At 62.8% G+C, this 21,527-nt stretch carries 24 protein-coding genes and 1 pseudogene; 15 read left to right on the plus strand and 10 right to left on the minus strand.

Annotated elements, in window-relative coordinates; all coding sequences use genetic code 11:
- The first annotated feature begins 213 nt into the window (after positions 1-213).
- The 8 genes and pseudogenes from BLR85_RS11405 to BLR85_RS11440 all read left to right on the plus strand — a co-directional run bounded on the left by BLR85_RS11405 (position 214) and on the right by BLR85_RS11440 (position 8,845).
- Entirely contained in the window at positions 214-1,971 is a 1,758-nt protein-coding gene (locus tag BLR85_RS11405; RefSeq protein WP_093155643.1) for a SulP family inorganic anion transporter, read from the plus strand.
- A 14-nt stretch (positions 1,972-1,985) separates the two neighbouring features.
- Positions 1,986-2,171, plus strand: a pseudogene (locus tag BLR85_RS11410) (VOC family protein); the annotation flags it as partial.
- A gap of 47 nt (positions 2,172-2,218) precedes the next feature.
- Positions 2,219-3,004, plus strand: coding sequence for a zinc ribbon domain-containing protein (locus tag BLR85_RS11415; RefSeq protein WP_342028784.1), 786 nt, complete (start codon positions 2,219-2,221; stop codon positions 3,002-3,004).
- A gap of 403 nt (positions 3,005-3,407) precedes the next feature.
- On the plus strand, positions 3,408-4,766 hold the full coding sequence (gor, locus tag BLR85_RS11420) for a glutathione-disulfide reductase (RefSeq protein ID WP_093155646.1): 1,359 nt from the start codon (positions 3,408-3,410) through the stop codon (positions 4,764-4,766).
- A gap of 88 nt (positions 4,767-4,854) precedes the next feature.
- Positions 4,855-6,006, plus strand: a complete 1,152-nt coding sequence (hflK, locus tag BLR85_RS11425) for an FtsH protease activity modulator HflK (protein ID WP_093155649.1) — start codon at positions 4,855-4,857, stop codon at positions 6,004-6,006.
- Between the two features lies 1 nt (position 6,007).
- A complete protein-coding gene (gene hflC / locus BLR85_RS11430; RefSeq protein ID WP_093155652.1) occupies positions 6,008-6,889 on the plus strand; it encodes a protease modulator HflC in 882 nt (293 codons plus the stop codon).
- Positions 6,890-7,084, plus strand: a complete 195-nt coding sequence (locus BLR85_RS11435; protein WP_093155655.1) for a DUF2065 domain-containing protein — start codon at positions 6,890-6,892, stop codon at positions 7,082-7,084.
- A 273-nt stretch (positions 7,085-7,357) separates the two neighbouring features.
- The gene (locus BLR85_RS11440; RefSeq protein ID WP_244520698.1) at positions 7,358-8,845 is read left to right on the plus strand and encodes a DegQ family serine endoprotease; all 1,488 of its coding nucleotides are present in this window, start codon (positions 7,358-7,360) and stop codon (positions 8,843-8,845) included.
- Positions 8,846-9,234: 389 nt separating this feature from the next.
- Here BLR85_RS11440 and BLR85_RS11445 read toward each other — a convergent pair whose 3' ends face one another.
- From BLR85_RS11445 to BLR85_RS11455, 3 genes are all read right to left on the minus strand, one after another.
- Positions 9,235-9,726 (minus strand): hypothetical protein, encoded by a 492-nt coding sequence (locus BLR85_RS11445; RefSeq protein ID WP_093155657.1) that lies wholly within the window; start codon positions 9,724-9,726, stop codon positions 9,235-9,237.
- Between the two features lie 494 nt (positions 9,727-10,220).
- Entirely contained in the window at positions 10,221-10,754 is a 534-nt protein-coding gene (locus tag BLR85_RS11450) for a peptidoglycan-binding domain-containing protein (protein ID WP_093155660.1), read from the minus strand.
- A 116-nt stretch (positions 10,755-10,870) separates the two neighbouring features.
- Positions 10,871-11,254 (minus strand): OB-fold nucleic acid binding domain-containing protein, encoded by a 384-nt coding sequence (locus BLR85_RS11455; RefSeq protein WP_093155663.1) that lies wholly within the window; start codon positions 11,252-11,254, stop codon positions 10,871-10,873.
- 126 nt (positions 11,255-11,380) lie between these two features.
- Here BLR85_RS11455 and BLR85_RS11460 point away from each other — a divergent pair, with 126 nt between their 5' ends.
- Together BLR85_RS11460 and BLR85_RS11465 are read left to right on the plus strand one after the other, a co-directional pair.
- Positions 11,381-11,704 carry a 2Fe-2S iron-sulfur cluster-binding protein gene (locus tag BLR85_RS11460; RefSeq protein WP_093155666.1) on the plus strand — a complete coding sequence of 108 codons (324 nt, stop codon included), beginning with the start codon at positions 11,381-11,383 and terminating at the stop codon, positions 11,702-11,704.
- A 3-nt stretch (positions 11,705-11,707) separates the two neighbouring features.
- Positions 11,708-12,436 (plus strand): FG-GAP repeat domain-containing protein, encoded by a 729-nt coding sequence (locus BLR85_RS11465; RefSeq protein ID WP_244520699.1) that lies wholly within the window; start codon positions 11,708-11,710, stop codon positions 12,434-12,436.
- A 366-nt stretch (positions 12,437-12,802) separates the two neighbouring features.
- Here BLR85_RS11465 and BLR85_RS11470 read toward each other — a convergent pair whose 3' ends face one another.
- Entirely contained in the window at positions 12,803-13,597 is a 795-nt protein-coding gene (locus tag BLR85_RS11470) for a pseudouridine synthase (protein ID WP_093155669.1), read from the minus strand.
- A 62-nt stretch (positions 13,598-13,659) separates the two neighbouring features.
- On the opposite strand from BLR85_RS11470, the gene BLR85_RS11475 reads away from it, so the two are divergent.
- Positions 13,660-14,112 carry a nucleoside deaminase gene (locus BLR85_RS11475; RefSeq protein ID WP_093155671.1) on the plus strand — a complete coding sequence of 151 codons (453 nt, stop codon included), beginning with the start codon at positions 13,660-13,662 and terminating at the stop codon, positions 14,110-14,112.
- Positions 14,113-14,131: 19 nt separating this feature from the next.
- Here BLR85_RS11475 and BLR85_RS11480 read toward each other — a convergent pair whose 3' ends face one another.
- Positions 14,132-14,824, minus strand: a complete 693-nt coding sequence (locus tag BLR85_RS11480; protein ID WP_093155674.1) for a metal-dependent hydrolase — start codon at positions 14,822-14,824, stop codon at positions 14,132-14,134.
- Positions 14,825-14,885: 61 nt separating this feature from the next.
- Here BLR85_RS11480 and BLR85_RS11485 point away from each other — a divergent pair, with 61 nt between their 5' ends.
- The gene (locus BLR85_RS11485) at positions 14,886-15,542 is read left to right on the plus strand and encodes a ceramidase domain-containing protein (RefSeq protein ID WP_093155677.1); all 657 of its coding nucleotides are present in this window, start codon (positions 14,886-14,888) and stop codon (positions 15,540-15,542) included.
- A gap of 5 nt (positions 15,543-15,547) precedes the next feature.
- Here the strand turns inward: BLR85_RS11485 and BLR85_RS11490 are convergent, their stop codons facing one another.
- Both BLR85_RS11490 and BLR85_RS11495 read right to left on the minus strand, forming a co-directional pair.
- On the minus strand, positions 15,548-15,991 hold the full coding sequence (locus BLR85_RS11490; RefSeq protein ID WP_093155680.1) for a DUF1178 family protein: 444 nt from the start codon (positions 15,989-15,991) through the stop codon (positions 15,548-15,550).
- A gap of 58 nt (positions 15,992-16,049) precedes the next feature.
- Entirely contained in the window at positions 16,050-16,517 is a 468-nt protein-coding gene (locus BLR85_RS11495; protein ID WP_093155682.1) for an NUDIX hydrolase, read from the minus strand.
- Between the two features lie 295 nt (positions 16,518-16,812).
- On the opposite strand from BLR85_RS11495, the gene BLR85_RS11500 reads away from it, so the two are divergent.
- Positions 16,813-17,937 carry an acetoin utilization protein AcuC gene (locus BLR85_RS11500; protein WP_093155713.1) on the plus strand — a complete coding sequence of 375 codons (1,125 nt, stop codon included), beginning with the start codon at positions 16,813-16,815 and terminating at the stop codon, positions 17,935-17,937.
- Here BLR85_RS11500 and BLR85_RS11505 read toward each other — a convergent pair.
- Positions 17,934-18,365, minus strand: coding sequence for an Lrp/AsnC family transcriptional regulator (locus BLR85_RS11505; protein ID WP_093155715.1), 432 nt, complete (start codon positions 18,363-18,365; stop codon positions 17,934-17,936). The two genes, BLR85_RS11500 and BLR85_RS11505, sit on opposite strands and share 4 nt — an antisense overlap.
- Before the next feature lie 164 nt (positions 18,366-18,529).
- Here BLR85_RS11505 and BLR85_RS11510 point away from each other — a divergent pair, with 164 nt between their 5' ends.
- The gene (locus BLR85_RS11510; RefSeq protein WP_093155685.1) at positions 18,530-19,684 is read left to right on the plus strand and encodes a type III PLP-dependent enzyme; all 1,155 of its coding nucleotides are present in this window, start codon (positions 18,530-18,532) and stop codon (positions 19,682-19,684) included.
- Between the two features lie 144 nt (positions 19,685-19,828).
- Positions 19,829-20,890, plus strand: a complete 1,062-nt coding sequence (locus tag BLR85_RS11515) for a DUF2235 domain-containing protein (RefSeq protein ID WP_093155687.1) — start codon at positions 19,829-19,831, stop codon at positions 20,888-20,890.
- Positions 20,891-20,915: 25 nt separating this feature from the next.
- Here the strand turns inward: BLR85_RS11515 and BLR85_RS11520 are convergent, their stop codons facing one another.
- Together BLR85_RS11520 and BLR85_RS11525 are read right to left on the minus strand one after the other, a co-directional pair.
- Complete coding sequence (locus tag BLR85_RS11520) at positions 20,916-21,152, minus strand: hypothetical protein (protein WP_093155690.1); 237 nt, start codon at positions 21,150-21,152, stop codon at positions 20,916-20,918.
- 82 nt (positions 21,153-21,234) lie between these two features.
- The coding region (locus tag BLR85_RS11525; protein ID WP_139188368.1) for an integrase core domain-containing protein at positions 21,235-21,527 on the minus strand (293 nt) is incomplete at its 5' end.

A 21,527-nucleotide genomic window follows, 5' to 3' on the forward strand; every position in this document is an offset into this window, starting at 1 on the left:
CCTTGTTTCGCTCTTCGAACGATTTTCGAGTTCCTGTCGAGGCATCGCCATTGGCGGGAAGGGGTTTGGGTTTCGACCAATGCCCCGCCGGGAGGAGATAGGACCGACCCAACCCTTTCAGGGCCGGTGAGACGAGACATTGCTCTATCGCGACGGCGACCGCCGACTTTTTGCCGACGATCCCGCCGCTTCCTGAAGACAGGTGCGGCTGAAATGAAAGCAAAGACAGATCGTTCGGACGAAACTCCCGGGTTCGCCGAATTGTTTACTCCCAAACTCGTGACCGTGCTGCGCGAAGGCTACGGGCTGGCGCATCTGCGCGCAGATGCGATTTCGGGCCTGACAGTGGCCATCGTCGCGCTTCCGCTCTCCATGGCCATAGCAATAGCCTCGGGGGCGACGCCGGCCCAGGGGCTCTACACGGCGATTGTCGGCGGCTTCCTCGTCTCGCTCTTCGGCGGCTCGCGCTTTCAGATCGGCGGCCCCGCCGGCGCGTTCATCGTGCTCGTGGCGGCCACGGTCGTACAGCACGGGATGGACGGGTTGATCCTGGCAACCTTCCTGTCCGGGCTGTTCCTGGCCCTGGCCGGCCTCTTGCGCTTCGGCACATTCATCAAGTTCATCCCCTTCCCGGTGACGGTCGGCTTCACCGCGGGGATCGCGGTGATCATCTTCGCCAGCCAGATCAGCGGCCTGTTCGGCCTTTCGCTCGCACACGAACCGGGCGAACTTTTGGAGAAACTCCCGGCCCTCTGGTCGGTTCGCGCAAGCGTCACCCCCGCGGCGGTGCTGATCTCGTCGGTCACGATTGCGATCATCGTCGGCGTCGGACGCTTTCGCCCGCATTGGCCGGGTATGTTGATCTCCGTTGCCGTCGCCTCGGTGATCGCCACCACCTTTGCGCTGCCGGTCGAGACCATCGGCACCAAGTTCGGCGGCATTCCGTCCTCCCTGCCCAGACCGCATCTGCCCGATTTCTCGGCCGGCAAGGTCGTCGCTGTTCTGCCTTCGGCGATTTCCTTCACCCTGCTGGGCTCCATCGAGTCCCTCCTCTCGGCGGTCGTTGCCGACGGGATGACCGGACGGCGGCATCGCTCGAGCTGCGAATTGCTGGCACAGGGCGCGGCGAATGTCGGCTCGGCCCTCTTTGGCGGTATCTGTGTCACCGGTACGATCGCGCGGACAGCGACAAATGTGCGCTCCGGGGCGCATGGCCCCATCTCCGGCATGCTGCATTCGGTCTTCTTGCTGCTCTTCATGCTGCTGGCGGCCCCCCTCGCGGCCTATATCCCGCTGGCGGCGCTGGCGGGCGTGCTCGCCGTGGTGTCCTGGAAGATGATCGAGAAACCGGCCATTGCCATCCTGCTTCGCTCCGGTTGGGGCGAAGCGGCGGTGCTCGGCGCGACCTTCTTCCTGACCATCTTCCGCGACCTGACCGAAGCCATCGTCGTCGGCTTCGCCCTCGGCTCCGTGCTGTTCATCCAGCGCATGAGCCAGAAGACAGAAATCGCCACTCATCACCCGCTGGTTGGCGGCGATCTGGCGGATTCCGTGCGGCCTCGCGGCGCCTATGACGAGCATCTCGCAGCAGATCCGGATGTCGTGATCTATCGTATCCGTGGAGCGCTGTTCTTCGGGGCGACCGCCTCCATCGGCATGGTGCTCGACCGGATCAATGACGAGTACAAGGCACTGGTCATCGATTTCTCGGATGTACCCATGCTCGATTCGACCGGCGCAAACATGATCGTGGAATTGGCGCACAAGGCGAAGAAACGGGGTGTCACCCTCTGGCTGACCGGAACCGACCGCGCCATGTTGCGGATCTTCCTGACCCATGGTCTCGACCGGTCCAGCGTCCGCTATGCGCATCGCGTCGAAGATGCGCTGCGAGGGCATCGCGCGCTTGCCGCCGACAACGACACTCCGGAAAATGGTTCTGACGCTTCGTCAATGTCCCGCCAGGCATAGAGCCGCCCGGCATTTTCGAGCCACCCGTGGGCTGCACCCATGCCGAAGTGATGATCGAGGCGCACCGCATCCGGGTCGCGCGGGGGGATTGCAACATCCAGAAAGTCCATATCGCCGATGCGATCGAGCTACTGGTGGAGCGACGTCAGCAATCGTTGTCGGAAAGCCGCGCCGCGAGCGATCCGTATCGGCGCGGGTGAGAGCGGACTGGAAAAGCTGGCGCGGGCGGCTCTAGGCTATTCACAGCATGATGGAAAAGCTGAAACAGCGGGTCGAAAATCTTTACACCGGCACCTCACCGGCCTCGGTTCGGCTACGCTACGGCCTGATCCTGTTCGATCTTGCCACGGTAATCTACTTCATCGTGGTCACGCCCCTGCCGCACACGGCGCTGACCCATCTCATCAACGAGGTGCTAGCGCTGTTCATCTTCGTCGATTTCCTGTGCCGGTTCTGGATCGCGCCTGGCAAATGGGCGCATCTGGGGCGAATATACGTGATCGCGGATATTCTGGTGCTGGGCTCGCTGGTCCTGAACCGGTTCACCGGAATCGACCTCTCCTTCCTGAGGATCCTCCGAGGGGTGCGGCTCGGCTATTCCAACTACCTGTTGCAGGATTTGCGCCGCGATTCCCGCCTTTTCCGAGAGCATGAAGATGCGATCGTTGCGGCGCTCAACCTCGTGATCTTCGTCTTTGTGACCACCTCGGCGGTCCATGTCTTCGTCGTGCAGAGCGGCGGGGGGCCGAAAGACTTCGAAGGTTATGTAAATGCTCTCTACTACACAGTGACCACGCTGACGACGACAGGATATGGCGATTTCACGCCAACATCCGTTGGCGGAAAGCTCTTCGCTGTAGGGATCATGGTCATCGGCGTATCGCTCTTCCTGCGGCTCGCCAGCGTGATCTTTACCCCGAACAAGGTGCATTATCCCTGTCCGAGTTGCGGGCTTACCCGACACGACCCCGATGCCGTTCACTGCAAGCATTGCGGCGGCCGGTTGAAGATCGAAACGCGCGGCGCCGGCTGAGGATGGTGGCAAAAGGCAAGGTTTTGTCTCGCCTCTCTAAGTGACTTTCCAGGCCGGAGAACCGAGAAAACGGCGCCTCACCGAGCCGATTGCAGATGTTGGAAGGGGCTTTGCCCCCGCGCTCTTGCGAGCGCTCCCCCAGGATGTTTTCGGGTCAGAAGAAGACAGATGGTCACTCGCAGCTTCTTCTTGGAGAAAAAACTCTTGCGGGAGGCACGATCCGCAGGATCGCTCACGCGCGCGCGGCGGAACGCCGGTTTCGTGATTTTCGTCGCCATGGCGGAGCTGTGATACCTTGAAAGGCCTTCAACTCCACGATCCGGGGCGATGGGTTCCTATCTTGGGGTGGCGGCGGGTCGAAAGGCGCGCTAGGACAGCTTCAGCGGGAAAGAAGGACGCCTGGATGGCTTTCGATTTTGATTTGTTTGTTATTGGCGGCGGTTCCGGCGGTGTGCGCGCGGCACGGGTGGCGGCGGGCGAGACCGGCGCAAAGGTCGGGCTGGCCGAGGAGAGCCGCATGGGCGGCACCTGTGTCATTCGCGGTTGTGTGCCCAAGAAACTGATGGTGTTTGCCTCCGAGTATGCCGAAGGCATGCAGGAGGCTGTGGATTACGGCTGGGACGTGAAGATCGGCGGGTTCGACTGGCCCAAGTTCCGTACCCGGCTGGAGGGCGAGCTGGATCGGCTGGAAGGTGTCTATAATCGCCTACTGGACGGCTCCGGCGTGAAGGTTTTCCCGCAAAGGGCCACCGTGGCCGATCCCCATAGCGTTCGGCTGGCGGACGGGACGGAATATACTGCAAAGCATATCCTGATCGCCACGGGCGGCTGGCCCGCGTTGCCGGGCGTGGAGAACGAGGACCTTGGCATCACCTCCAACGAGGTGTTCCATCTCGACGCGCTTCCCAAGCGCCTGCTGGTGGTGGGCGGCGGCTATATCGCCTGCGAAATGGCCTGTATCTTCAACGGGCTCGGCACGAAGGTGACGCAATTTTACCGTGGTCCGCAGATCCTGCGCGGCTTCGATGGTGAGGCGCGAGGCCATATTGCCGAGCATATGGAACGTCACGGCATCGAGATCCATTGCGGCACCAATATCGGCGCGATGCGCAAGGTCGAGGGCGGGATCGAGGTCACGGCGACCACTGGTGGCACGCATGTCTTCGACCAGGTGCTTTTTGCCACTGGCCGTACCCCCAACAGCAAGGGGCTTGGCCTGCAAAAGGCGGGCGTGGAACTCGGGCGGCGCGGTGAGGTGGTCGTGGACAAGTACAGCCAGACCTCGGTGCCCTCGATCTATGCCATCGGCGATGTCACCAACCGTGTGCAGCTCACGCCAGTTGCGATCCGCGAGGGGATGGCCTTTGTCGAAACCGTCTTCAAGGGCAATCCGACCGCGCCCGATCACGAGCTGATCCCTTCGGCCGTCTTTACCCAGCCGGAATATGGTACAGTTGGCCTGTCGGAAGAAGAAGCGCGCGAGGCGGGGCCGATCGAGGTCTATTCGACGGCCTTCAAACCGATGCACAAGAGCTTCATCGAGCGCGAGGACCGTGTTCTGATGAAGCTCATCGTCTGCGCCGAAACCCGCAAGGTGCTCGGCGTGCATATCGTGGCCGATCATGCCGGCGAGATGATCCAGCTTGCAGGAGTGGCCGTGAAGATGGGCGCGACGAAGGAAGATTTTGACCGAACAGTTGCCGTTCACCCGACCATGTCGGAGGAGCTGGTAACCCTGAAAACGCCGGTGCGCAGGGCTTGAGCCGGGATCCCGGCGCTTGAAAAGCTCGCCGGGACAACCATCTGGCAAAGATACGCACCCGTTGAGACACGAGAGGGAAGAGAGATTCATGGCAGGACATAGCGGCGGACCCTGGGGCGGTGGCTCCGGCGGCGGCGGCCAGAACGGTGGCGGCAATCGCGGCAATAATGGCGGGGGCAAACGTCCCGGCGAGGACGGCAAGCAGATTCCCGAGATCGACGAGATCATGAAAAGGGGACAGGAACAGCTTCGCGTTCTGATGGGTGGCCGCGGAGGCGGTGGGCCGCGCGAGCCGAGGCAGGGCGGCGAGGGGCCGAAATTCTCCCGCGGCACATTCCTGCTGGGCGGCGCGGCGCTGGTCGTGCTCTGGGGGCTTGCCTCCTTCTATACCGTCAAGCCGGAAGAGCAGTCGGTCGAGCTGTTCCTGGGCGAGTTCTCGGCCATCGGCAGCCCGGGTCTGAACTTTGCGCCCTGGCCGCTGGTGACCGCCGAAGTCGTGAACGTGACATCGGAACGGACGGAAGATATCGGCGACGATTTCAATTCGCGCACTGATAGCGGCCTTATGCTGACGACGGATGCCAATATCGTCGATATCGATTTCCAGGTGGTCTGGAACATCGTCGATCCGGCCAAGTTCCTGTTCAACCTTGCACAGGGGCGCGAAACCGTCCGCGCTGTGTCGGAATCGGCCATGCGCGAGATCATCGCGGCCTCCGAGCTGGCGCCGATCCTCAACCGGGACCGGGGCTTGATCGCCGATACCGCCAAGACCTCGATCCAGGGAACCCTGGATACCTATGACAGTGGCATCAACATCGTCCGGGTGAACCTCGACAAGGCCGACCCGCCGAAGGAAGTGATCGACTCCTTCCGCGAGGTGCAGGCAGCCGAGCAGGAGCGTGACCGTCTCGAACGCCGCGCCGATGCCTATGCCAACACAGTTCTCGCCGGCGCGCGTGGTGAAGCCGCGCAGCTTCTGGAAGAGGCCGAAGGTTATCGGGCGCAGGTCGTGAACGAAGCCGAAGGTGAGGCGAGCCGCTTTACCGCCGTTCTTCAGGAATATCAGAAGGCGCCGGAAGTGACCCGCAAGCGTCTCTATCTGGAGACGATGGAAAAGGTGCTCGGCGATGTCGAAAAAGTGATCCTTGGAGAAACCGGCGGCGAGGGGGCTGGACAGGGCGTCGTGCCTTACCTGCCGCTGAATGAGCTGCGCAAACCGACCTTGGAGGGCAACTGATATGAAGCGTCTGACCTATCTTCTGCCCATTGGCATCGTGGCCGTCGCCATAATCATGGCCTCCGTCTTCATCGTGGACGAGCGTGAGAAAGCGCTGGTGCTTCAATTCGGCCAGATCAAGCGCGTGAAGGAAGATCCCGGAATCGCGCTGAAGATACCGCTCATCCAGGAAGTCGTCTATTATGACGACCGGATCCTGGCGCTGGACACGGACACGATCGAGGTTACGCCCTCGGATGATCGCCGCCTCGTGGTGGACGCCTTCGCGCGCTACCGGATCGAGGACGTGGTGAAGTTCCGGCAGGCTGTCGGTGTTGGCGGGTTGCCCGCTGCCGAGACCCGGTTGAGCTCGATCCTCAATGCCCAGATCCGGGAAGTGCTCGGTGCGGACCAGGTGACCTCGGACACCATCCTATCCGAAGACCGCCGGGTGCTGATGAACCGTATTCGCGACCAGGCACAGGTTCAGGCGCGTGCGCTTGGCCTCAACGTGGTCGATGTGCGGCTCAAGCAGACCAACCTGCCCGAGCAGAACCTGAACGCAACCTTCGAGCGGATGCGCGCCGAACGGGAACGGGAAGCCGCGGACGAGATCGCGCGCGGTAACGAGGCCGCGCAGCGGGTTCGCGCCCAGGCCGACAGGACCGTGGTGGAACTTGTTTCCGAGTCCCAGAAAGAGGCCGAGATCGTCCGTGGTGAAGCCGATGCCGAACGGAACGGGATCTTTGCCGCCGCCTATGGCGCGGATCCGGAATTCTTCGAGTTCTACCGGTCCCTGTCGGCCTACGAGGGAGCGATCAAGGGCGAGAACTCGTCGTTGGTCATCGCGCCGGACAGCGAGTTCTTCGACTACTTCAACGGCGCCCAGGGGACGGCCAAGTAAATGGACACGATCCTGCTCGCAATCGGGCTGGTATTCGTTCTGGAGGGGCTGGTGCTTGCACTGGCCCCTTCGCGTATCGACGAGATCCTCGAATTGATCCGCCAGATGCCGGTCGAAACCCGCCGGCTGGTCGGATTGCTGGCAATCACCAGCGGCGGCATCCTGTTGTGGCTGGCCAACTGGCTGGGTGGCTAAGGCCTTTCGCGGCTGGTTGAACGGGTCTGCCCAAAGCTTTGTCTTGCGTGCAGCCCTTTGGCCTGAGACACTTCTTTCAATGGCCGATAACAGAGCCGTTCCCAAAGGCCGCCCGCGTGTCACGCCCTCGTGACGCGTTGCGACCGGACTTTGAATTGCGACTCTCCGGTTTATGAAAAAGTATGAGCGCACAAAAGTTGTGCGGCTACGCGCAGCTCGAAATTGACTGAACCGTCGCAAAAGGCGGGCCACAAGAAACAGAAGGATAATCGAGTGAAATCTCAAGCTCTCTCCCTTCGCGAAAGGGAAACCGCGACGCGGTTCTTCCCGGCGGTGCTGCTTGGCTTGGCGCTGCTGATCGCGCAATCGCTTGGCGCCCATGCAAAGGGTGCCCCCGAAAGCTTCGCCGACCTGGCCGAAAAGGTCAGCCCGGCGGTGGTGAACATCACCACGTCGACGATGGTGGCCACTGCCTCCAACCCGCATGGCGATGGCGGCCCGATCATTCCCGAGGGTTCTCCCTTCGAGGATTTCTTCCGCGATTTCATGGAGCGCAACGGCCCCAACGGAACCCCGCAGCGGCCCCGTCGTTCTTCGGCGCTCGGCTCGGGTTTCGTGATTTCCGAGGACGGATACATCGTTACCAACAACCACGTCATCGCCGAGGCGGACGAGATCTCGATCGAGTTCTTCTCCGGTGACGAACTACCTGCCAAGGTGATCGGCACCGACCCGAAGACAGACCTCGCTTTGCTCAAGGTTGAAACCGAGAAGCCGCTCTCCTTCGTGCCTTGGGGCAATTCGGACAATGCCCGCGTGGGCGACTGGGTCATGGCCATGGGCAACCCGCTGGGGCAGGGTTTCTCCGTCTCCGCCGGTATCGTCTCCGCCCGCGGCCGGGCGCTCTCGGGCAGCTATGACGACTTTATCCAGACCGACGCCGCCATCAACCGCGGCAACTCCGGCGGTCCGCTCTTCAACATGGAAGGCGAGGTGATCGGTATCAACACCGCGATTCTCAGCCCCAATGGCGGCTCGATCGGTATCGGCTTTGCCATGTCCTCCCGGGTTGCGACCAATGTGATCGAGCAACTCAAGGAATTCGGCGAAACCCGCCGTGGCTGGCTGGGCGTTCGTATCCAGGACGTGACCGACGATGTGGCCGAGGCCATCGGCCTTGAGAAAGCCAAGGGAGCGCTGATCACCGACGTGCTCGAAGGCCCCTCGCAAGATGCCGGCATCAAGACCGGTGACGTCATTCTGTCCTTCGACGGAACCGACGTGGAAGATACCCGCGGCCTGGTCCAACTGGTCGGCAATAGCGAGGTCGGCAAGAGCGTCCGCGTGGTTGTCTTCCGCGAGGGCAAGACCGAAACGCTGATGGTGACGCTTGGCCGTCGTGAGACCGCCGAAAGCACCGAGACGGCCGACGGTTCGCCGGACATGGAAATGCAGGAACCGCAGGATGCAGAGATCCTCGGCATGACCGTGACCGCCGTGACGCCGCAAATCGCCGAAGAGATGGAACTCGGCGAGGATGCGAGCGGTCTGGTCGTCAAGGATGTCGACGAGGCAAGCGATGCCTTCGAGAAGGGTATGCGCCCGGGGGACATTATCACCCAGGCCGGACAGGTGGAAGTATCCACGATCGAGGATCTGGAAGCCCGGATCGCGGACGCGACCGACGCAGGCCGCAAATCGATCCTGCTGTTGATCCGCCGCGCTGGTGGCCCGAGCTTCGTGGCTCTCAGCCTCGAGTGATCCTCTGGGAAAAATGATATGGGAAGGGGCGTCGGAATTCCGGCGCCCTTTTCTTGAGAACCTGCGCACGGCCGTTTGCGGGGCTGGCTGTTGCACGCGGAAATGATCCTCCGGATCGTGCCTCCGGCGGGGATACTTTTGGTCAGAAGAAGTCGTTTGTGCTTCCTTGTCTTCTTTTGACCGGAAATATCCTGGGGGGAGCGCTCGCAAGAGCGCGGGGGGCAACGCCCCCTGCCGAAATCCCGGTCAACGCGAACCCGGTCGACTGCTTAGGATGAGGGATCCGATCTCGGAACGCTGTTCTGGCGACGGGTGATTTGGCGGGAAGAGTATGGAAAAAAGAGGCCCGCCTTGACGAAGGCGGGCCTGTTTCTGGACTGCTTGCTTGCTCAGTCGCCGCGACCGTTGTTGGACGATTGGTCGGCTTTCAGGCTGGTCAATTCCGAAAGGGAATAGTCGGCCGCATTGACGCCAAGCGAGGCGGCAAGCTGTGCATGGCCTGCGGAAATGCCGCTCTTGCTGGAGGCAACGAAACCGTCATCCACGCCTGCGTTGTTGCGGATGAAACCAGCCGTTTGTTGCTCGTTCTTTTCGAGCGCCGAGCGCAAGGCGATGACATCCGCGGTGGAATAGCTGCTGTCCGCACCGACGGAAGCCGCGAATTGCGGGGCGCTGTCGATGCGGCCCTTGGTGATGCTGCCGGAAAGGATGTCGTTTGCCTTGGCATGTTCCCCGTTTTCGACTGCGCTGCGCAGGGCGATGAGTTCGCCGGTGGAGTAGACACCTGTTTCGACGCCGAGAGAGCGGGCGAGTTGGTCGGAAGCCAGAGCCGGGCCAGCCAGAGTAAGAGCGAGAGCGGTGAAAAGCACGGTACGTTTCATGATGTGGTCCTTTGGTCGTGTCTTGTTTCGTTTCTGTCTGTCGGCGCCTCTTTGCGCCTTCGATGAGAGACAAATGGGGAGGTGTTGGAAAATGCAAAACCTTATGAAATTTTGAGGTCTATGCGCATTCATGCACATCACGGACGCTCGAGCGGGGTTGTCTGCTGCGCTTTGATTTCATGTCCTGATTCAAAGGGCACCGTTGGGGTTGGGCGCTGACTCTTTCGCCCCCACGAGGCAGCAGACATATGTCGAACGCACGAATGCTCCCGGTCCCGTGAAGGAAGTTCAGTGGTTTCGGGCCTTCACTGGTGGGAGAATCCGGTTCGTAAAGGGTCCATTGCTCAAGGGTATTGTCCCGATTTGGTACGGCACACTCGCCAAGCGCGAGGACATGTCGGGCAGGGCTGCACGATCGTTGTGTCCATTGTTGGCGAACTGGTCAGTTGAGTCCTGGTGGGTGTGCCTACGAACAACGCTGCGGGGGAAGAGAGCTACGCGGGATTTGCCGGCACGGCGATGGCGACGAGCCCCAGTTGGCGGGCGGCTGTCAGTGACAGGACGGAAGAGTTCAGCCCCTGGGGCTTCTGATAGTCGCGAATTGCGCTGCGCGTTGCGGTGTTGAGCGTACCGGTGATCTCACCCTCGTAACGGCCGCGGGCCTTGAGAGCGCGTTGCAGCGAGGCAACGACGTCGGGGGTGAAACTGTTTGGGCAGGGCGTTTCGAACCAGAGTTCCTGGCGCTCTTCGACGATTTCCTGCCGGGATTCGGTTCGCGTGACAGCCGGGGTTGTCACGTTTCCATCTGCATCGAGAACCGCCGGGGTGACGATGATTTCCTCGGTGATGGTCTGTAGCCGGGCCGGGGTTTCGTCACGACCCCAGCATGTGCCGGGAGCGGCATCGGGTGGCCCGGAGGCATCACGCGAGGCGATCTGGCCCGGCTGTTGTGGGCGTGCAACTTCAGGAAGGCCCGGGCTGCAGGCGGGCAGGGCAAGCAATGCGAGTAGCAGGGCCGGGCGGATCATCGTTGCGTTCGGACGGGTTCAGAAACGGTTCGCCGCAGACTATCCGGTAGGCCGTTTCGGGCAAGCCCGTCCGTGGCGTCGCCAGTGTTCCGGTCACCGGTTGTGGCAGATGCGACTCAGGCGGGGCTATCCGGGTCGAAATCGGGGCGGGCCAGCGCGTCGAGCATGGGCGAGATATCCTCGACATGTTCCGCGATCACATGCACCACTTCCTGCTCTCGCTGGACGCGACCTGTGATGCGCAGCAGGCGCCCGGCGATCACCGCGCGGCGATAGCGTTCATAAACCTTGGCCCAGACGACGATATTGCAGGTGCCCGTCTCGTCTTCCAGCGTGATGAAAATCACCCCCTTGGCGGTGCCGGGCCGCTGCCGGACCAGCACCAGCCCGGCCACGCAGATCCGCGCGCCGGCAGGCGGCAGCGCGAGCTGGCTGGCCGTGAGGCAGGAAGGCGGGCGCGGCCAACTGTTGGGAGGTGGGGAGGGGGTGAGAGATGGCATAAGAACAAAAATAGAACAAATAGACAGAAAGGCCAAGTCCCGTCGGCACTGGCAAAGCCGCGGCGATTGACCTATGTCAGCCAGTGGAGAAGCCAAGCGGCAAAGCCAGCTAGAAGGACAAGACGCGTGCCAAAGATCACCTATGTCGAGCATTCCGGGAAGGAACATGTCGTGGACGTCGCCACTGGGATGACGGTAATGGAAGGTGCGCGCGATAACGGTGTGCCCGGCATCGATGCCGATTGCGGCGGCGCCTGCGCCTGTTCGACCTGCCACGCCTATATCGACCCGGCCTGGGCCGAGAAGCTGCCACCAGTGGAGTCGATGGAAGAGGACATGCTGGACTTCGCCTACGAGACGAAGCCGGGCCTGTCGCGCCTGACATGCCAGGTCAAGGTGACCGACGATCTCGACGGGCTCGTCGTTCAGCTTCCCGAAAAGCAGATCTGATCGGTGCTGCGGGCCGCGCTTGCCGCGTTTGTCGCGCTCGCGGTTCACTCGGCTGGGGCTGTGGGTGCGCAGGTATGTGAGAGCCCTATCGACGAAGCCAGCTACCGGGAGCCGACAGACCGCTATCCGCATGGTATTCTGGGGGATGACCTCGAATGGGGCACGCTGCGCCTGTCTTGCGGTGCACGCACGCTGGATGTCGTGCTGCCCGAGGAGATGGTTTTCGAAGACGTGGCGCCACGGCTGGTGGACCTTGATGCCGATGGTGCGCCGGAAGTGGTGGTGGTGGAGAGCCACCGGGACCAGGGCGCGCGATTAGCGGTGTGGGGGCTGGCGAAGAAGGAACCTGTTCGCCTCGCCGCGACGCCCTTTATCGGGACCCGTTTCCGTTGGTTGGCGCCCGTTGGCGTGGCCGATCTGAACGGCGATGGAACGGTTGAGCTTGCCTATGTCGACCGGCCGCACCTGGCAAAGATCTTGCGTGTCTGGCGCTATTCCGATGGCAAGCTGACGGACGTGACTTCGGCGGCGGGCTTTTCCAATCACAAGATCGGTGAACGGGATATTGCGGGCGGAATACGGCATTGCAGCGGTGGCCCGGAAATGCTGCTGGCCTCGGCGGATTGGAAGCGGCTTCTTGCCGTGCGGCTGGATGGACAAACCTTGCTGTCGCGCGATATTGGCCGGCATGAGGGACGTGCTTCTTTTGCGGCTGCTTTGGAATGTCGGTAGCGGCACACTTCCCTCTCTCGTCACACCGAAGATGCTCTCTACCAGTTGAGCGCGGCGCACGCGGCGCAATCTGGAAAACCGACAAGTGTTGAAGACGGAAAGACTGCTCCGGTTATGTTTGAGCAGTCTGCCGACGTCAAAAGGGGGCTTTGCCCCCCGCGCTCGGACGAGCGCGCCCCCCAGGATATTTTCGGTCAAAAGAAGACAGGGAAGCACAAGGGACTTCTTCTGACGAAAAGTATCCCCGCCGGAGGCACGATCCGCAGGATCGTTCACGCGTGCGCAGCACGCGCTACCGAGTGGCTATCCGGACCGCAAAACGGGTCAAGCCAGGCGAGTAATCGCAAAGCGATCTGTTTGCCGCCGTTACCGACGCCGACGTTGCGGACGGCGTTTCGGTTCCGAAATTGGTTCGAATTCCTTGTCGAGGCCTAGCTGGTCCCGCAGAACCCGCCCTTTCACTTCCTCGACCTCGCCCGGCTTGAGGTCGCCCAGGCGGAACGGGCCATAGCTCACGCGGATCAGCCGATTGACGGGCAAGCCCACGGTTTCCATGGCGCGGCGGATCTCGCGGTTGCGGCCCTCGCGAATGCCGACCGTGATCCAGGCATTGGAGCCCTGCTGGCGGTCGAGCGTGACGCTCATCGGCTGAAAACGCTCGCCCTCGATCACGATGCCCTTACGGAGTGGCTCGAAAGTCTTGTCTTCCGGGCGGCCATTAACGCGGACGCGGTATTTCCGCACCCAACCCGTCGACGGCAATTCCAGCCGCCGCTTGATTGCGCCGTCATTGGTCAGCAGAAGCAGTCCTTCGGAGGTCAGATCCAACCGGCCGACGGAGAGCACGCGAGGCATGTCCTCTGGTAGCGCATCGAAGACGGTCGGGCGGCCTTTCTCGTCCCGCGCCGTGGTCACGAGACCCGCGGGCTTGTGATAGAGCCAGAGGCGCGGCGGCTCGGTTTCGGCGAGCGGTTGTCCGTCGATGGTGATGCTGTCCGTGGCAGTCACGTTGAGGGCCGGGCTGTCGATCTTCTTGCCGTTCACAGTGACACGGCCGGCTTCGATCATGCGCTCGGCTTCGCGGCGCGAGGCATGGCCGGCACGGGCGATCACCTTGGCGATACGGTCGCCATCCTTGGGGGCTTCTGAATTCTGGGTCATGCTCTCCGATACGATGCCACCGTGGCCTTGCCAAGAGCGCCGTGGCAGGGCAGGGGAGGAGAATGAGCCCATTCACCAGCCATATGGACATTGCTCTGGACGAAGCCCGCGCTGCCGCTGCGCGCGGGGAGGTGCCCGTGGGCGCGGTGCTGGTGGACCCAATGGGCCGCGTCGTGGCGCGGGATGGCAACCGGACCCGCGAACTCAGCGACCCGACGGCGCATGCCGAGGTGCTGGTGATCCGCGCAGCCTGTGCGGCGGCGGGGTCCGAGCGGCTGCCGGGGCATGATCTCTACGTGACGCTGGAGCCTTGCCCGGCCTGTGCGATGGTCATCTCGGCGGCGCGGATCGCGCGGCTCTATTACGGCGCGGCAGACCCCAAATCCGGCGGCGTGGTGCAAGGGCCGCGCATTTTCTCGCATCCGCAGGCACATCATGTACCGGAGGTCTATGACGGCATCCGGGCGGAGGAGGCTGAGCGCCTGTTGAAGGATTTCTTTGCCGCCCGGCGCTGAACCGGGCGGCGCATTCCGATCAGATCTCAACGGGCTCCATCACTTCCGGCGTTTTCACCTCCAGGCCGGGCAGCGCTTCGATCAGCGCCTCGGCGGATTGCTCCAGCAGCGGGAAGGTCCGGTAATGGCAGGGGATCACGACCTTGAAGTCGAAGAACTTGCGGGCAGCGAAGGCGGCGCGCTTCATGTCCATAGTGAAATGGCCACCCGCACAGAGGATGCCGATATCGGGCTGATGCAGTTCTGTCCAGACGCCCATATCGGCCGTCACATCGGTATCTCCGGAAACATAGATCGTGTGCCCTTCGCCGCTGATCATGAAGCCGGCCTCTCCGCCGGCATAGACTGGCCCCGCCTCGGAGCCGAGCGAGGAGGAATGAACCGCGTTCACCATCGTCACCGCGACCCCACCCAGGGCGACCGTGCCGCCCTTGTTGAAGCCGATGACATTGGCGCCTTCGGTGGCTTCCCAGTGGCTCATCAGGTCATAGATGCCGACAATCGGCGCGCCGAGTTCCCTTGACAGCGCCAGCGCGTCGGCGGAATGGTCGCCATGGCCGTGGGTGAGCAGGATATGGGTGGCGCCGGTAACTGCCTCGGCGCGGCGGGTTTCGGGGAAGGACGGGTTGCCCGTGAGCCAGGGATCGATCAGCAAAACCTGATCCGCGATCTCGATACGGAAGCCGGAATGGCCAAGCCAGGTGATCTTCATTTGTCTCCTCCTCCCAAAGAGCTAAGCATTGCAGGGGCGAGCCTATCGCGGAGGGATCGGAATGGAAGGCCTATTGCGGAAGGTCGACGGATATTGTGAACGGACCGATTTCACCTATTGGTCGGAGCCGGTGAATGCGCTCACAAATGCGGCCTTCCTGATCGCGGCCTTTCTGCTCTGGCGGCGGTTGCGCGGACAGGAATTGCCGCTCGCGATCGGAATGTGCGTGGTCCTCGCGGCGATCGGTGTCGGCTCCTACCTGTTCCACACCCACGCGACGATCTGGGGGGCGATCGCGGACACCACGCCGATCGCCCTCTTCATCCTGCTCTACATTTTCGCGGCCAATCGTGATTTCTGGAACCTCTCGTGGCAGTGGGCCTTGCTGGCGACGGCCGGGTTCTTCCCCTTCGCCGCGCTCACGGTGCCGCTGTTTCAAAAGCTTCCCTTCTTCGAGGTCTCGGCGGGGTACTGGCCGGTGCCGCTGCTGATCGCGCTCTACGCCACCGGCTTGCGCAGGCGTGCGCCCCGGACAGCTGGGGGATTGGCCATCGGGGCGGGAATCCTCTGCGCCTCGCTGGGGTTTCGGTCAGTGGACGAAACCGTCTGCGCCAGCTTCCCGCTGGGCACGCATTTCCTGTGGCATATCCTGAACGGGATCATGCTGGGCTGGATGATCGAGGTCTATCGCCGCCACATGGTCGAGCGGGGCGCCTGACGGGCTCAGTTCGTCTTGCGGCGCGGAGCGAAGGGCAGCGGGGTGACCGGCACACCGTCTTCGATCAGGCTCCTGGCTTCCTGCATGTTGGCCTCGCCGTGAATCGAGCGTTGCGGCGCCTCGCCCTCGTGGATGGCGCGGGCCTCGCGGGCGAAATCGCGGCCGACATAATCGCTTTCGGCTTCGACCCGCTTGCGCAGCTCGGCGATTGCCTTTTCGGCCGTCGTGGCGGGTGCGGAAAGCGGATGTTCGGCGTCCGGGCGGGCGGGTTCGGGCTTGCGCTCGCTGGATTTCACATTCGGCGCCATCATCGCCTTTTCGACCTTGCCGGAGCCACAGACAGCACAACTCACCATCCCCGAAGCGACAAGCTTTTCGAAGGCATTGGCCGACGCAAACCAGCTTTCAAAGCGGTGTCCATCGGCACATATGAGGCTGTACTTGATCATGCTCTTCAGATGTAACGCCTGACTGCGAGAATTTCAAAGGGCGTGCACGCCAGGTTCTCTAGCGAGCCTTGCCCGGATCGAAATTCCGCAGGATTGCCCGCAATTCCGGCTCGGCCACTTTCTTGCTGGCCTGCTTTGGCGAGAACCACTTGCGACGGCGTTGGTTGCATTCGGGAAAATCCTTGGCAAGCGACTTCACCTTGACCGGGAAGACGCAGACAACGCAGGGCAGGTCCTTCTCGCCCTTGGCCTCCGCGACCTTGATATAGCTGAAATAGCCGATGCAGTCCTGCTCGGCCTTGCCGCGAACACCGGCCTCTTCCCAGGCTTCGATCTTTGCCGCGCCATCCGGGGTCACGTTGCGCATCGGCCAGCCCTTCGGGATGATCCAGCGGCGGCTCGTGCGAGACGTTATCAACAGAACCTGAGGCTTGCCGTTAACGACACGATAGCAAAGCGCTCCATATTGGGTCCGGACATCCTTGTCCGCGGTCAGTCCCTTGGGAAGTTTGAAATTCTCTTGCACGGGTTACCTATTACCGCATCGCCCTCGTGGCGGATGGTTCCTTGTGATTTCTGGCGGTGCCTTTTCAGTGTTGGTTATACTCTAGGTATCACCTACGACAGTTCTCTACCAGCTTTGCGACGAAAATGATTCGACCTAGATAGTAAAAATCGGCCTGAATGCAACGATTTTTGCGCGAAATACGGGGCTGGCGGGCGGTCTTTGCGCCGGAATGGTGAGCCGCCAGTTGGAGGAACGGTACAACTTGGAACACGGTCAGGATTCAGCGGCGGGCGTTGCAATCGACACGCGGCACATGGATGGCGGCTTCACGGGTTTCATCGGCTCGGAGATCTATCGCGGATCGAGTTACGGGGCGTGGCATCCGCTGCGCGTGCCGAGAGTCTCGACGGTGATGGACCTGGCCCGCGCGCTCGGCTGGCTCGGCGGCGAGAGTTATATCCCCTCGCCTTGTGCCAAGCCCGCGGCGCTCGCCCATTGGCATGACCCGGCCTATATCGCCGCCTTGCAAAAGGCCGAGGCCGAGCAGCAGGTTTCGCATGAGACGCGGGACTGCTTCGGGCTCGGCACACATTCCAACCCGGTCTACGGAGAGGTTTTCCGGCGACCCGCCACCGGGGCGGGGGGCTCGATCCTTGCTGGCGAGCTTCTGGCGCAGGGCGGGGTGATCTACCACCCGGCGGGCGGGACACATCACGGAATGCCGGCGCGGGCCAACGGGTTCTGCTACCTGAACGATCCGGTGCTCGCCATCCTGTCGCTGCGGCGGAACGGAATCCGTCGCATCGCCTATATCGACATCGACGCGCATCATCCCGATGGGGTCGAGATGGGGTTTGCCGGCGATCCCGAAACCTTGATGATCTCGGTTCACGAGGAGCGGCGCTGGCCGTTTACCGGTGAGCTTGGCGAGGATGCGGGCGGGTCCGCGGTCAACCTGCCGGTGCCACGCGGGTTGAATGATACGGAGATGGCCCTGATCCGAGAGGCGCTGATCCTGCCCCTGGTGGACCGCTTCGCGCCGGAGGCAATCGTGCTGCAATGCGGGGCGGATGCCGTCGAGGAGGACCCGCTCTCCCGGCTGTCGCTGTCCAACAATGCCCATTGGAAGATCGTCGCGGCGCTGCGCCCGCTCGCGCCGCGCTATCTCGTGCTCGGCGGGGGCGGCTACAACCCGTGGTCTGTCGGTCGGCTCTGGACGGGCGTCTGGGCGGTTCTGAACGGGATCGAGATCCCGGACCGGCTGCCGCCCGAGGGCGAGGCCGTCCTGCGCGCGATCTCGTGGCACGGGCACCGGCTTGGCCGCAATCCGCCGGAGCATTGGTTCACCACGCTGCAGGACGCTCCGCGCGAAGGCGCCGTTCGCCCCGAGTTGCACGACAGGCTGTCCTTCCTGCGGCAGCGCGAGGGGCTGGGCTAGGTTCGGCGGTCGAACTTGCAGGACAGGTGGATGAGTGATTCCGTGTCGCGCACACCCGGAATGGCGCCGATCCGGTCCAGCGCCTCGTCCAGCTCTCCGGTTGACTCGGCAACGAGTTGCAGCACCAGGTCCATTCGCCCGGTCGTGCTGTGACAGCTCTCGACCTGTGGCATCGTCTTCAGCCGCTGCACGAGCGGGGCCGTGCTGCGTGGCTCGATATGCAGAAGGACGGTCGCCCGAATGCGGCGGCGCTCGGCGGTTTCTCCCAACCGGATGGTGTAGCCCGCGATCACGCCGGAATGCTTCAATCGCTCGATCCGGGCCTGGACGGTCGAACGTGCCACGCCGGCCTGCCGGGCAAGCTGGGAGGTGGGGGTGGAGCTGTCCGCGGCAAGGGCGGAGAGTAATTTTCTGTCGAGGTCGTCCATCATTTTGCCTGATATTTTCGTCATATTGCCGAAATTTGCAGGCGTTTTAAACGATTTTATTGGGTGAATCGTTCGGAACGCATGCGATCCTGTAATTGAAACATGCATCTTGCGAACGGTCGGAACAGGCCGCCATGCGGTGCCTTGGTTGGTGGAGCAGGCCAATGGGATTGAACAAGACGATCTGGAAACATCCGGGCGATTATATCGCGGCACATCCAAGCGGCGGACCGGTGCTTTTTTTCGCGCCCGAGGTCCTGCAACGGACAGCGGCGCGGTTTGTCGTCGGGTTTCCCGGGCTGGTGAGTTATGCGGTGAAGGCGAACCCGGAGGCGGCGGTGCTGCAGAACCTGAGCGCGGCGGGGATCACGGCCTTCGACGTGGCTTCTGTCGAGGAAATCGAGCTGCTACGCCGGGTGGTGCCGGGGGCGGTGCTGCATTTCAACAATCCGGTGCGCGGGCAGGCAGAGATCGCGCACGCCGTCGCGCTGGGTGTGCGCTCCTTCAGCGTGGATAGCCATTCGGAGCTGGCAAAGCTCGTCGCCTGCCTCCCCGTCGGCAGCGAGGTTTCGGTTCGTTTCAAGCTCCCGGTTCCCGGCGCAGCCTATGATTTCGGCAGCAAGTTCGGCGCCACGGCGGACCAGGCCGGAGAGTTGCTCCGCGCCGTTGCCTCCGCCGGTCTCGTTCCGTCGATGACCTTTCATCCCGGTACGCAATGCACCGAGGCGGCGGCATGGGAGAGCTATATTCGCGAGGCGGCGGTGATCTCGAAAGCCGCCGATGTGCGGATCGCGCGGCTGAACGTGGGCGGTGGTTTCCCGGCGCATCGGCGGAAACAGGCGCCGCCGGATCTCGAAGCGATCTTCGAGCGGATCGGGCAGGCGGCCCGCGCCGCCTTCGGGCCGGAGCTGCCGAAGCTGCTCTGCGAGCCGGGGCGCGGCATGGTCGCCGAGAGCCAGTCGCTCGCCGCCCGCGTGCGCGCGGTGCGCGACGCTTCCGACGTTTTTCTCGACGATGGCGTTTATGGCGGGCTGATGGAGTTCCCGCAGATCGGCATTACGGATCGCTTCGAGCTATATGATGGACATGGAAGCAAGCGGCGCGCCCCCTTGCGCACGCGGACCGTCTTCGGCCCGACCTGTGACAGTCTCGACCGGCTGCCGGGGCAGTTGAACCTGCCCGAGACCATTTCGGAGGGCGATGTTCTGCTCTTCCACGGCATGGGCGCCTATTCGACGGCGACGGTCACGCGGTTCAACGGGTTCGGTCACCTGGGATTGGCAACCGTTCGGTCGCTTGGGCATGATAGCTCACGATAACGCACAGGTGCGCGTGGCGCGGCAGCGGCATCTGGTGAAGCCGCGGGTCCGTCCCCACATCTGTTGCAGGAAACTTTCAAGACAGGGTGGAGGAGCACCCATGCGGATTTTGCGCCGAATCGGAAATCGGGGAGCGGTGGCGCTATGCGGCTGAACCGTCAGATTGCCGCCTGGAGACGCCTGCGTCGCCGGAATCGTCACCGCCATTCGGGGATGACGTCGCATCGGCGCGGGCCGGTGGTTCACGTGGTGATCCTTGACGGAACCATGTCCTCGCTGGAGCCGGGATGCGAAACCAATGCCGGTCTGGCCTATCGTTTGCTGGCCGAAAGCCGCCCCAACCCGCAACTGTCGCTCTTCTACGAAGCCGGCATCCAGTGGCGCGACTGGGCGAGTACCGGCGATGTCGTGGTGGGTCGTGGGATGAACCGGAAAATCCGCCGCGCTTACGGGTTCATCGCTGCGCGCTACCGGCCCGGCGACAAGATCTACCTGTTCGGCTATTCGCGCGGGGCCTTCGCCGTACGCTCGCTGGCCGGCGTGATCGACCGGATCGGCCTGCTCAAAGCGCAGTTCGCGACCGAGCGGAATATCCGCCTCGCCTATCGCCACTACCAATGCGCGCCGACGAGCGAGGCCGCGAACCGGTTTGGCCGCAAGCTGTGCCACCCCAATACCTGCATCGAGATGGTCGGCGTGTGGGACACGGTCAAGGCGCTTGGGCTGCGCCTGCCGCTCCTGTGGCGGCTGACCGAGCCGGCCCACGCCTTTCACAACCACGCAATCGGCCCGCATATTCGCCGTGGCTATCACGCGCTGGCTCATGACGAGACCCGCCTCGCCTTCACCCCGGAGTTGTGGGAAACCCCGCCCGGACGCGTCGGGACGGTGGAACAGCGCTGGTTCCCCGGTTGTCATGGCGATATCGGCGGTCAACTGGGCGGTTTCGAGGCCGCGCGCCCGCTGTCGAACCTGTCGCTGGTGTGGATGCTGGAAAAGGCAGAGGCCGCAGGTCTGTCCCTGCCCAACGGCTGGCAGCAACGCTTTCCGTGCGATGCCGAGGCGCCGTCGGTCGGGACGTTTCGTGGGTTGGGAAAGCTGTTCCTGTTGCGGGCAAGGCGCCGTATCGGCAGAGACCCGTCGGAGACGTTCCACCCGGCAATCGACCGTCAGGAGGACCTTGTGCGGGCTGCGACGGCGGGCTGAAAGCCACGGTCGCGGCATGACCTGATCAGTTGCGCAGACGCCGCGCGTTGTCGCGGGCTTCCTTTCGAAGGGGGGCAACGGCGGCACGGGTAATGGCGCCGGGATCATTGCCGCTGATCGCGGAAACGCCGGCATCCTGCGCCGCCTGAACGAAGGCAAACGGCTTTTCCAGCACCATCTTTGTGGCTTCCTCGGTGGACATTGTCCCGGTCATCATCTGCCAGCTTCGTAGCCAGATCACCTCGGACGCAGCGAACCACATTTCCTGTTCTTCAATCGCGGCCTTCTGCCAGTTGTGGCCAGATTGCAGTGAGTAGCCTGATCTGACTGGTCCAGTTTGATTGTTAGTGCATGACCGGCCTTGGTTCCATCTGGATGATGGTTTCCGGTGCCGGTGGCCTGTAGCCCAATGCACTGTGAGGTCGCTTGGTGTTGTAGTGCTTTCTCCAACCTTCGATGATGATTTGGGCCTCCCTCAGTGAATAGAAGATTTCGCGGTTGAGCAGCTCGTCCCGCATCCGGGCGTTGAAGCTCTCGACGTAGCCGTTCTCCCAGGGTGACCCCGGTTCGATGAACGCTGTCTTGGCACCGACGGCCTCGATCCAGGCGCGAACGTCCTTGGCGACGAACTCTGGGC

Origin of the sequence: Aliiruegeria lutimaris (assembly GCF_900099935.1) — a bacterium.
Lineage (GTDB): Bacteria > Pseudomonadota > Alphaproteobacteria > Rhodobacterales > Rhodobacteraceae > Tropicimonas > Tropicimonas lutimaris.

What these genes read in the sequence shown, in the direction of transcription:
- BLR85_RS11415 (WP_342028784.1), top strand. Translation starts at nt 2,219, where the DNA reads ATGATGGAAAAGCTGAAACAGCGGGTCGAAAATCTTTACACCGGCACC.
- BLR85_RS11485 (WP_093155677.1), top strand. Translation starts at nt 14,886, where the DNA reads ATGGAAGGCCTATTGCGGAAGGTCGACGGATATTGTGAACGGACCGAT.
- BLR85_RS11455 (WP_093155663.1), bottom strand. Translation starts at nt 11,254, where the DNA reads ATGCCATCTCTCACCCCCTCCCCACCTCCCAACAGTTGGCCGCGCCCG.
- BLR85_RS11490 (WP_093155680.1), bottom strand. Translation starts at nt 15,991, where the DNA reads ATGATCAAGTACAGCCTCATATGTGCCGATGGACACCGCTTTGAAAGC.
- BLR85_RS11435 (WP_093155655.1), top strand. Translation starts at nt 6,890, where the DNA reads ATGGACACGATCCTGCTCGCAATCGGGCTGGTATTCGTTCTGGAGGGG.
- BLR85_RS11470 (WP_093155669.1), bottom strand. Translation starts at nt 13,597, where the DNA reads ATGACCCAGAATTCAGAAGCCCCCAAGGATGGCGACCGTATCGCCAAG.
- hflC (WP_093155652.1), top strand. Translation starts at nt 6,008, where the DNA reads ATGAAGCGTCTGACCTATCTTCTGCCCATTGGCATCGTGGCCGTCGCC.
- BLR85_RS11510 (WP_093155685.1), top strand. Translation starts at nt 18,530, where the DNA reads ATGGGATTGAACAAGACGATCTGGAAACATCCGGGCGATTATATCGCG.
- BLR85_RS11505 (WP_093155715.1), bottom strand. Translation starts at nt 18,365, where the DNA reads ATGGACGACCTCGACAGAAAATTACTCTCCGCCCTTGCCGCGGACAGC.
- BLR85_RS11515 (WP_093155687.1), top strand. Translation starts at nt 19,829, where the DNA reads ATGCGGCTGAACCGTCAGATTGCCGCCTGGAGACGCCTGCGTCGCCGG.
- BLR85_RS11480 (WP_093155674.1), bottom strand. Translation starts at nt 14,824, where the DNA reads ATGAAGATCACCTGGCTTGGCCATTCCGGCTTCCGTATCGAGATCGCG.
- BLR85_RS11450 (WP_093155660.1), bottom strand. Translation starts at nt 10,754, where the DNA reads ATGATCCGCCCGGCCCTGCTACTCGCATTGCTTGCCCTGCCCGCCTGC.
- gor (WP_093155646.1), top strand. Translation starts at nt 3,408, where the DNA reads ATGGCTTTCGATTTTGATTTGTTTGTTATTGGCGGCGGTTCCGGCGGT.
- BLR85_RS11405 (WP_093155643.1), top strand. Translation starts at nt 214, where the DNA reads ATGAAAGCAAAGACAGATCGTTCGGACGAAACTCCCGGGTTCGCCGAA.
- BLR85_RS11475 (WP_093155671.1), top strand. Translation starts at nt 13,660, where the DNA reads ATGAGCCCATTCACCAGCCATATGGACATTGCTCTGGACGAAGCCCGC.
- BLR85_RS11500 (WP_093155713.1), top strand. Translation starts at nt 16,813, where the DNA reads ATGGATGGCGGCTTCACGGGTTTCATCGGCTCGGAGATCTATCGCGGA.
- BLR85_RS11445 (WP_093155657.1), bottom strand. Translation starts at nt 9,726, where the DNA reads ATGAAACGTACCGTGCTTTTCACCGCTCTCGCTCTTACTCTGGCTGGC.
- BLR85_RS11520 (WP_093155690.1), bottom strand. Translation starts at nt 21,152, where the DNA reads ATGTGGTTCGCTGCGTCCGAGGTGATCTGGCTACGAAGCTGGCAGATG.
- hflK (WP_093155649.1), top strand. Translation starts at nt 4,855, where the DNA reads ATGGCAGGACATAGCGGCGGACCCTGGGGCGGTGGCTCCGGCGGCGGC.